The sequence below is a fragment of the Micromonospora sp. DT53 genome (assembly GCF_049841535.1).
Lineage (GTDB): Bacteria > Actinomycetota > Actinomycetes > Mycobacteriales > Micromonosporaceae > Micromonospora.
The window spans coordinates 62,412-70,535 of the sequence record NZ_JBNCKM010000015.1 but is presented as its reverse complement, the minus strand read 5'-3'; the positions used below and the strand labels follow the sequence as shown (position 1 = coordinate 70,535).

The following is an 8,124-nucleotide window of genomic DNA, read 5'->3' as shown; positions in this document are numbered from 1 at the left end:
TACAGCTTCCACGCCGAAATCACAGTCTTCGAGAAAGGACTTGCCTCCCGCTCACAGCGCTAAACGCAACGGCGTTGTCCTGGATGTAGTGGCATCCACCGCGCCCGACACCACTGCTTCCAGGATCGAGCACGATCTTGGACGCGGGATTTGTCGGCCGTCGTGCGCCGCGGGCGCGGAGTACGGCTACGCACTGGGTGATCGACTCGCGTTCCTGAAAGTCGGGGTATCCAAGTCGGGTGGATGGCCCGGTTTCCTGGAAACCGAGTCGATCAGCCGGCCCAGCCCGCATTCGCCCGCCTGTCACATCCGGACATCCGCAGGTCCGGCGGCGGCAGGTCGGGCACCGGCGCACCTGGCGACGGCGGCACGGCCAGACCGCAGCGCGGCCAGACCGCAGCGCGGCCAGACCGCAGCGCGGTCAGACGTAGAGCGAGGTGAACGGCGCCCACGGCAGGTTGCGCAGCACCGAGAAGGCCAACCACGCGCCCAGGAAACCACCGATGACCTTCGAGCTGATCCGCAGCTCGGGCAGTCGCCAACCGAACGCCTGGTTTCCCGCCCAGGCCACGAAGAGGTACGCGAGGAACGGCAGCGCGAAGACGAACAGGAAGTGGTGCCGGGCGGCGGCCGGCAGGTCGGCGTGCAGCACATACCAGAGTGCGCGGGTGCCACCACAGCCTGGGCAGTCCAGCCCGGTGGTCAACTTGAGCAGACAGGTGGGCGCGGCATCCGGGTCGGCGTGGGTCGGGTTGCTGAGCATCGCGTAGCTCATGCCGATGCCCACGCAGCCGAGCGCGGCCAGCGGAACCGCCCAGCGCGGGGAACGTTCGTAGAGCCGGAGCACGAACCGGGTGAGCCGATCCGGCTCAGGCGCCGGGTAGCCACCGGGCGGGGTCGTCGGCCAACCCTCCGGACCCGAGCCGCCGGGACCGAACCCGGCGGGAGCGAACCCGTGCGGACCCGCACCACCAGGACCGGAATCGCCGGGGCCGAAGCCGTCGGGCGGCGCCGTGTGGACCGCGCCGGGGGCGGGCTGCGGCTGGTTGACCGGTCCGGGAACGCTCGTCACACGCTCACGGTACACCGGACACGCCGGCCAATGCGGCCGTGAGCGGACCGGCCAGGTCGCCGGCCGCCGGCGGCGCCACCGCGTCCAGGCCGAGCCAGCCGGCGAGCCGATACAGCTCGGCGGCGAGTGCCACCGCGGTCTCCCCCGGGTCGGCGCCGGGTTCGAGCCAGGCGGCCGGCACCAGCAACACCCCGGCCCTGCGATCGGCCTTCAGATCGACCCGGGCGGTGAACCTGTCGCCCTGCAGGAACGGCAACACGTAGTAGCCGTAGACCCGCTGTGGCGCCGGGACGTAGATCTCGATCCGGTAGCTGAAGTCGAACAGCCGCTCGGTGCGGGCACGTTCCCAGATCAGCGGGTCGAAGGGGCTGACCAGCGTGTTGCCCCGCACCCAACGGGGCAACCGGGCGGACGTGTGCAGCCAGGCCGGCTGCCGCCAGCCCGCCACGGTGACCGGCACCAGCTCACCGGCCTCGGCCAGCTCCGCGACGGCCTGCCGGGCGCCGGCCAGCGGCAACCGGAAGTAGTCGCGCAGCTCCGGCTCGGCGGCCACGCCGAGCGACCGCGCGGCGAGGGCCACAAGCGTGCGGTACGCCTCGGCGTCGCTCGGGGTGGGCGCGGCCAGCACCGTCGCGGGCAGCACCCGCTCGGGCAGGTCGTAGCGGCGGGCGAAGGAGGTGCTGCGCTCGGCGGCGGCCACCTCCCCGGCCCAGAACAGGAACTCCAACGCCCGCTTGACCGCCGACCAGTTCCACCCCCAGTTGCCGGTCTCCCGGGGCGCGTCGTGCTCGATCTCGGCGGCGGTCAGCGGCCCTCGGGCGGCCACCTCGTCCCGAACCCAGGCGACCAGATCCGGCTGCTCCTGGGCGATCCGTCGCATGCCGCCCCAGGATTCGCTGTGCGCCCGGGCCATCCGCCAGCGCAGCATCGGGTGCAGCTCCACCGGCACCAGCGACGCCTCATGGCCCCAGTATTCGAACAGCTCACGCGGGCGTCGGTAGGCAGCCTGGTCGAGCAGGGTGGTCGGGTAGGGCCCGAGCCGGCTGTAGAGCGGCAGGTAGTGCGCGCGTTGCAGCACGTTTACCGAGTCCATCTGGATCAGCCCGACCCGGCCCAGCACCCGGCGCAGATGCCGGCGCGTCGGCACGCCGGTTGGCGCCGGGTCGGCGAAGCCCTGGGCGGCGAGCGCCACACGGCGGGCCTGGGCGAGCGAGAGTGATTCCGGTGCGGTCATCGTCGGCGACGATAATTCATCGGTACGACGCCGGTGCGGGAAGCTGGACGTGACGACCAACGGGGCATAGAACGGTGCAATGCTGACCATCCGTCGGGAGGAGCCGGACGACGCCGAGGCGGTCGCCCGGGTACACGTGCACGGCTGGCAGGCGGGCTATGTCGGCTTCATGCCGGACGAGGTGCTGCGGCGGCTGAACGTGGCGGCGTGGGCACAGCGCCGTCGCGACATCGGCACCGCCGACCCGGAACACCCGTTCACCACCCTGCTCGGCGAGGTGGACGGGTTGGTCGTGGGCTTCACCACGTTCGGGCCGTACCGCCGCGACCAGGACCGCGACGACCTGGACCCGACGGTCGGCGAGGTGGTGGCGATCTACGTGGAGCCGGCGTGCTGGGGTGACGGGACCGCCACCGCGCTCCTGGCCGCCGCCCGGGCGGGGCTGCACGAGCAGGGCTGGACCGACTATCGGCTGTGGGTGCTGGCGGACAATCGGCGGGCTCGCCGGTTCTGCGAGCGCGCCGGCCTGTCACCGGACGGTGAGCGGTCGACCTACCAGGTGCCGCTGGCCGGCGGGGGTCCGCCGGTCGGGCTTGTCGAGTTGCGGTACGCCGGACGCCTCGACCGCTGACCCGTTCGGGGTCAGCCACCGGCGGATCGGCAGGAAGGCCAGCAACGCCAGACTGATCCACACGTAGGCGTTGCTGCCCAGGAAGCCGTCGACGCCTGTGAAGTCCTTCTCCCAGAACCAGACGGTCCGGCTGATCAACAGCGCGTACCCGATGGTCGCGGCGACCAGCAGGACCCGCCGTCGGCGGCCGGCCGGCGCGGCCATCGCGTTGTCGACCAACAGGATCAACGCGGGCAGCAGCCAGACCAGGTGGTGCACCCAGGTGACCGGGCTGACCAGGCACATCACCGCGCCGGTCAGCGCCAGGCCGGTCGCCTCGTCGCCGGCCGCGACGGCGGCCCGGGACCGCCAGGCCCAGAGCGCCAGGGTGCCGAGCACCAGCAGTAGCCACAGCAGGGTGCTCGGGTGCTCCGGGTCGAGCCGGGCGACCACCCCGCGCAGCGACTGGTTGGAGACGAAGGCCAACTCGCCCACCCGGCCGGTGTTCCACAGCGCCTCGGTCCAGAACTCCCGGGACGCGTCCGGGAAGAGCGCGGCGGCCAGCAGCGAGACCCCGGCGGCCGTGCCGCTGGCGGTGAACGCCGCCCGCCAGCGCCCGGTCACCAGCAGGTAGACGATGAACACGCCAGGGGTCAGCTTGATCGCCGTGGCGAGGCCGATGCCCACCCCGGTCCACCGGTTGCCGGCCGGCAGCAGCCGCAGCAGGTCCACCGCCACCAGGAAGAGCAGCAGCGTGTTGACCTGACCGAAGTTGACAGTCTCCCGCATCGGCTCGAACGCGGCGACCAGGCAGAGCGCCACGGCGAGGGCGAACCACCGGGTCCAGCCGGCGCGCCGGGCGATCGGGTCGACCAGCCACCAGATCAGCACGGCGGTGGTGGCCACGCTGGCGAGCACGCTCACCACGATCGCGGCCGACCACGGCAGGTACGCCATCGGCAGCATGACCAGCGCGGCGAACGGCGGGTAGGTGAAGCCGTACTGGGTGCCCGGCTTGAGGTAGTCGTAGATCTCCCCGCCGTCGTGCACCCACCAGGTCAGCGCGCCGTAGTAGACCTTCAGGTCGAAGAACCCGTGCCGGACGGCCGCCACGGCGAGAAACCCGGCGACCGCCGCGGCGAGCACCACCACCCCGACGACCTGCCTGGTCGTCCTGTTGGCACCCTGCGCCACCGTCGTCTCCCCCGCCCTGCGTAGGCTTCCGTCCCATGGCTCTCGGGTACGTCCGCCCGGCGCGTCCCGAGGACGCCGGCGAGATCGCACGCATCCAGCTCGCGACCTGGCGGGTCGCGTACCGCCGGATCCTGCCTCGGCATGTGCTCGACAACCTGGACGAGGCGTTCCTCGCCCGGCGGTGGAGCGCCGCGGTGCTGGAGCCGCCCTCCGGCGCGCACCGGGTGCTGGTCGCCGTCGAACAGGCCGAGCAATCGTATCTGGTGGGTTTCGCCGCCTCCGGCCCGGCCGACGGCGAGGCGTTGGCCCCGGGTGAGCCGGCCGACGCGCTCGGGCCGGACGTGGCGGCGGTGACCGACCTGCTCGTGGAGCCGCGTTGGGGCCGGCGGGGGCACGGCAGTCGGCTGCTCGCCGCCACCGTCGACCTGTGGCGGGAGGACGGGATGAGTCGGGCGGTGGCCTGGGCGTTCGATGGTGACGAGGCGACCCGCACGTTCCTCACCAGCACCGGTTGGGAGCCCGACGGCGCGGCCCGCGCACTGGACGTCGACGACATGTTGGTGCCGCAGGTGCGCCTGCACGTGGGCGTGCCGACCGAGAAGGTTCCGGTCGAGTGAACCGGTGTGGCGGCCCCAGCAGGGCCGCCACACCGGGCCGGTCAGCCCTTGTCCGAGCCGTCGTTGGCGTCGCGGACGAAGTACCGCTGGAACACCACGAAGATGATCGCTACCGGGATGGTGGCCAGCAGCGCGGCGCCGAGCTTGAGCGGGTACTGGGTGCCCTTGCCGAGCGAGCCGCTGACCAGGTCGGCCAACCCGCGCGGCAGGGTGAACAGGTCCGGGTCCTGCACCGACACCAGGCTGTGCGGGAACTCGTTCCAGGAGCCCTGGAACGACAGGATGGTGAGGGTGATCAGCGCTGGTTTCGCCATGGGCAGCACCACCGACCAGAAGGTACGGAAGATGCTCGCCCCGTCGATCCGGGCGGCCTCCTCGACACTCACCGGAATCGACTCGAAGAACTGCTTCATGATGAACACGCCCGCCGCGTCGGCCAGCAGCGGCACCACCAGCCCGGCGTAGCTGTTGTAGAGGCCGAGTTGGTTGAGCACCAGGAACTTCGGAATCAGCAGCACCACACCGGGCACCGCCAGCACCGCGATGACGGCGGCGAACAGCCCGCTGCGGCCCCGGAACCGCAGCCGGGCCAGCGCGTACCCGGCGAGCGAGTCGAAGAAGACCCGGCCGAGGGTGACAAGCACCGTCACCAGCAGCGAGTTGCCCAGCCACAGCGGAAAGTTGGTGCCGGCGAAGATCCGTTCGAAGCCGGCCAGCGTGAGCGGGTCCGGAAACGGTGACAGCGGGTTCGCCGCCGCGTCGGGCTCGGTCTTGAGCGCGTTGCCGATCTGGATGACGAACGGGTAGAGGAACACCAGCCCGAAGAAGACGAGCGTGGCGTACCCCAGGAAGCGGGTTGCCAGGGTGCGGGCGGCGCGCTGCTGACGCCGCGCGGGCGCCGCCGCCGGGCGGTCGGTGAGCACTGCCATCTCAGGACCTTTCCGGTACGCGCCGACGCCGCCAGCCGCGGCGCGGCCGGTCGGTGTCCCGCTCGGCCAGCGCCCGGCGCTGGATCAGTGTGAGCACGATGATGATCAGGAAGAGGACGAAGGAGATCGCCGCGCCGGAGCCGTAGTCGAAGTCTGCGAAGGCGGTCCGGTAGGACAGGTACGCCGGGGTGAGCGTGGTCTTGGCCGGGTCGCCCTGGCTCATCACGTACACCTGGTCGAAGACCTGCCAGGAGCCGATCATGCCGAGGGTGAGCACCAGAAACATGGTGGGCCTGATCATCGGCAGGGTGACGTACCGGAAGCGCTGCCACCGGGACGCGCCGTCGAGGGTGCTCGCCTCGTCCAGGGTGACCGGCACGTTCTGCAGCCCGGCCAGGAACATCAGCATGAAGGTGCCGGAGGTGGTCCAGACGACCAACGTGATGATCGAGATCATCGCCACGCTCGGGCCGGCCAACCAGTCCCACCAGGTCAACCCGAACGGGCCGCCGTCGGTCAGCGCCGCCGGTGGCGAGTCGACGCCGACCGCGCCGAACAGCAGGTGCAGCACGCCCCGGGAGTCGGCGAACCACTCCGGGCCGTCGATCCCGAGGAAACCGAGCAGCGCGTTCACCGCGCCGGAGTTGGCGAAGAGGAACAGGAACACCACGCTGATGGCGACCGAGCTGGTCACCGAGGGGAAGTAGAAGGCGCTGCGGAAGAAGCTCTTGCCCTTGAGCATCCGGTTGTTGACGACCAACGCCAGCCCGAGCGCGAGCACTGTCTGCGCCGGCACCACGATCGCCACGTAGTAGATGTTGTTGCGGATGCTGGTCATGAAGTCGCGGCGGGCCAGCCCGTCCTCGGTGAACAACTGGGTGTAGTTGTGCGCGCCGACGAACGGAACGTCGCCGGTGAACGGGCTGCCCTGGCCGTTCCAGTCGGTCAGGCTGACCCAGAGCGCCATCAGGATGGGCAGCAGCAGGAACAGCCCCAGAATGACGATCACCGGTGCGACGAAGAGCCAGCCGGCGAGGTTCTCGTTGCTCCGGATGCCGCCCCTGCGTCGGCGGGCGCCGGCCCCGCCCGCGGTCGCCACGGCGGTCAGTGTCTCGGTTGCCATCTTCCCTCCCTTCCTCTGTCCGGTCGACGTGCGGCGGGGGCCCCGGTGCTCGCCAGGGCCCCCGCCATCACCTCAGCTTCCGCCGAGCGCCGCCTTGGCGTTCTTGTCGAAGTTCTGCAGCAGTGTCTTCGGGTCGCCGTTGGCCAGCCCCTGCAGGCCGGTGTCGAGGTCCTTGAGGACGCTGTCCATCTTCGGGGCGTTCACCGGGCCCTGGGCGTACGCGGCGCCGTCGATGAACACCTTGTCCGCCGGGAAGGCGGCGGTGTACTGGTCGCGCGCCGACTGGCGGGACGGCATGACGCCGAACGCCTTCGCGAAGGTCATCTGCTGTTCGCCGCTGGTCATCGCCTCGACGAACTTGATCGCCTGATCCTTGTACCTGCTCTTCGCGGCGATGCCCCAGCACTGGGTGAAAGACAGGGTGCCCTGCCCCTTGGGACCGGCCGGCAGCGCCACGACCTTGTACTTCACGTTCGGGAAGTCGTTCTGGAGAGCACCCTTGATCCAGTTGCCCTCGATGGTCATCACGGCCTTGCCCTTGCCGAACGCCTCACCGGACCAGCCGGCGTCGAGCTGCTTCGGGAACTTGGCCAGGCCGGTGCCGAGCATGGTCTTGACGTACTGGAGGGCGGCGAGGTTCTCCGGGGTGTCGGCGGTGGGCTGCTTGCCGTCCTTGCTCACCAGCCAGCCGCCGTTCTGCACCATGAAGGCGCCGATCCGGTCGCGGGTGTCACCGAGGGCCAGCGGGACCTGCCCCTTGGCCTTGATCTTCTGGGCGGCGGCGGTGAGCTGCTCCCAGGTCGTCGGCACGTCGGCGTCGGTCAGCCCGGCCTTGCTCCACAGTTCGGTGTTGATCTGCAGGGCCAGGGTCGAGAAGTCCTTGGGCGCGCAGTAGAGCTTGCCGTCGTACGTGAAGGCGGTGCGCAGGCTCTCGTAGAAGTCGCCCGAGTTGCTGATCTTGTCGCCGTACGGCTCCAGGGCGCCGACGCTGGCGTAGTTGGCGAACTGGGCCGCGTCCACGTAGAAGACGTCCGGCGGGGTGCCACCGGCGAGGGCCTGACCGAGCTGCTGGGTGAGGTCCTGCGCCGGGGTGACGGTCGCGGTGTTGCCGGAGCTGCTGGCCCACTTCGCGGCGGCGTCCTGCACGGCCTTGGTCTCGGCGTCGCCGGACGAGCCGATCAGGATCTGCAGGCTGGCCGGGCCGCTGGACTGGGCGGTGTCGCCGGAGGAGTCGTCGAAGCCACTGCCGCAGGCGGCGGAGCCGAGGAGGGCGACGGCGGCGAGGCCGGCCACCGCTGCCCGGGTGATTGTTCGAGGTGCCATGGTTTCTCCTGGTGGGGGGTGG

At 70.8% G+C, this 8,124-nt stretch carries 8 protein-coding genes; 2 read left to right on the top strand and 6 right to left on the bottom strand.

The features are described from left to right. Nucleotides 1–421: 421 nt before the first annotated feature. Together ACLQ3B_RS32895 and ACLQ3B_RS32890 are read right to left on the bottom strand one after the other, a co-directional pair. Nucleotides 422–1,072 (bottom strand): DUF2752 domain-containing protein, encoded by a 651-nt coding sequence (locus ACLQ3B_RS32895; RefSeq protein WP_425784561.1) that lies wholly within the window; start codon nt 1,070–1,072, stop codon nt 422–424. Nucleotides 1,073–1,076: 4 nt separating this feature from the next. Further along, nucleotides 1,077–2,306, bottom strand: coding sequence for a winged helix-turn-helix domain-containing protein (locus ACLQ3B_RS32890; protein WP_425784560.1), 1,230 nt, complete (start codon nt 2,304–2,306; stop codon nt 1,077–1,079). Between the two features lie 79 nt (nt 2,307–2,385). Between ACLQ3B_RS32890 and ACLQ3B_RS32885 the strand changes: the two genes are divergently transcribed. Then, nucleotides 2,386–2,937, top strand: a complete 552-nt coding sequence (locus tag ACLQ3B_RS32885) for a GNAT family N-acetyltransferase (protein WP_425784559.1) — start codon at nt 2,386–2,388, stop codon at nt 2,935–2,937. On the opposite strand, the gene ACLQ3B_RS32880 is transcribed toward ACLQ3B_RS32885, so the two are convergent. Then, nucleotides 2,836–4,110: a glycosyltransferase family 87 protein gene (locus ACLQ3B_RS32880; RefSeq protein ID WP_425784558.1), complete on the bottom strand. Its 1,275-nt coding sequence runs from the start codon at nt 4,108–4,110 to the stop codon at nt 2,836–2,838. The two genes, ACLQ3B_RS32885 and ACLQ3B_RS32880, sit on opposite strands and share 102 nt — an antisense overlap. Nucleotides 4,111–4,145: 35 nt before the next feature. Here ACLQ3B_RS32880 and ACLQ3B_RS32875 point away from each other — a divergent pair, with 35 nt between their 5' ends. After that, on the top strand, nt 4,146–4,727 hold the full coding sequence (locus ACLQ3B_RS32875) for a GNAT family N-acetyltransferase (RefSeq protein ID WP_425784557.1): 582 nt from the start codon (nt 4,146–4,148) through the stop codon (nt 4,725–4,727). Nucleotides 4,728–4,768: 41 nt separating this feature from the next. Here the strand turns inward: ACLQ3B_RS32875 and ACLQ3B_RS32870 are convergent, their stop codons facing one another. The 3 genes from ACLQ3B_RS32870 to ACLQ3B_RS32860 all read right to left on the bottom strand — a co-directional run bounded on the left by ACLQ3B_RS32870 (nt 4,769) and on the right by ACLQ3B_RS32860 (nt 8,102). Continuing rightward, entirely contained in the window at nt 4,769–5,656 is an 888-nt protein-coding gene (locus ACLQ3B_RS32870; protein WP_425784556.1) for a carbohydrate ABC transporter permease, read from the bottom strand. 1 nt (nt 5,657) lies between these two features. Then, the gene (locus tag ACLQ3B_RS32865) at nt 5,658–6,779 is read right to left on the bottom strand and encodes a carbohydrate ABC transporter permease (RefSeq protein WP_425784555.1); all 1,122 of its coding nucleotides are present in this window, start codon (nt 6,777–6,779) and stop codon (nt 5,658–5,660) included. A 72-nt stretch (nt 6,780–6,851) separates the two neighbouring features. Continuing rightward, a complete protein-coding gene (locus ACLQ3B_RS32860) occupies nt 6,852–8,102 on the bottom strand; it encodes a sugar ABC transporter substrate-binding protein (RefSeq protein ID WP_425784554.1) in 1,251 nt (416 codons plus the stop codon). Between the last annotated feature and the right edge of the window lie 22 nt (nt 8,103–8,124).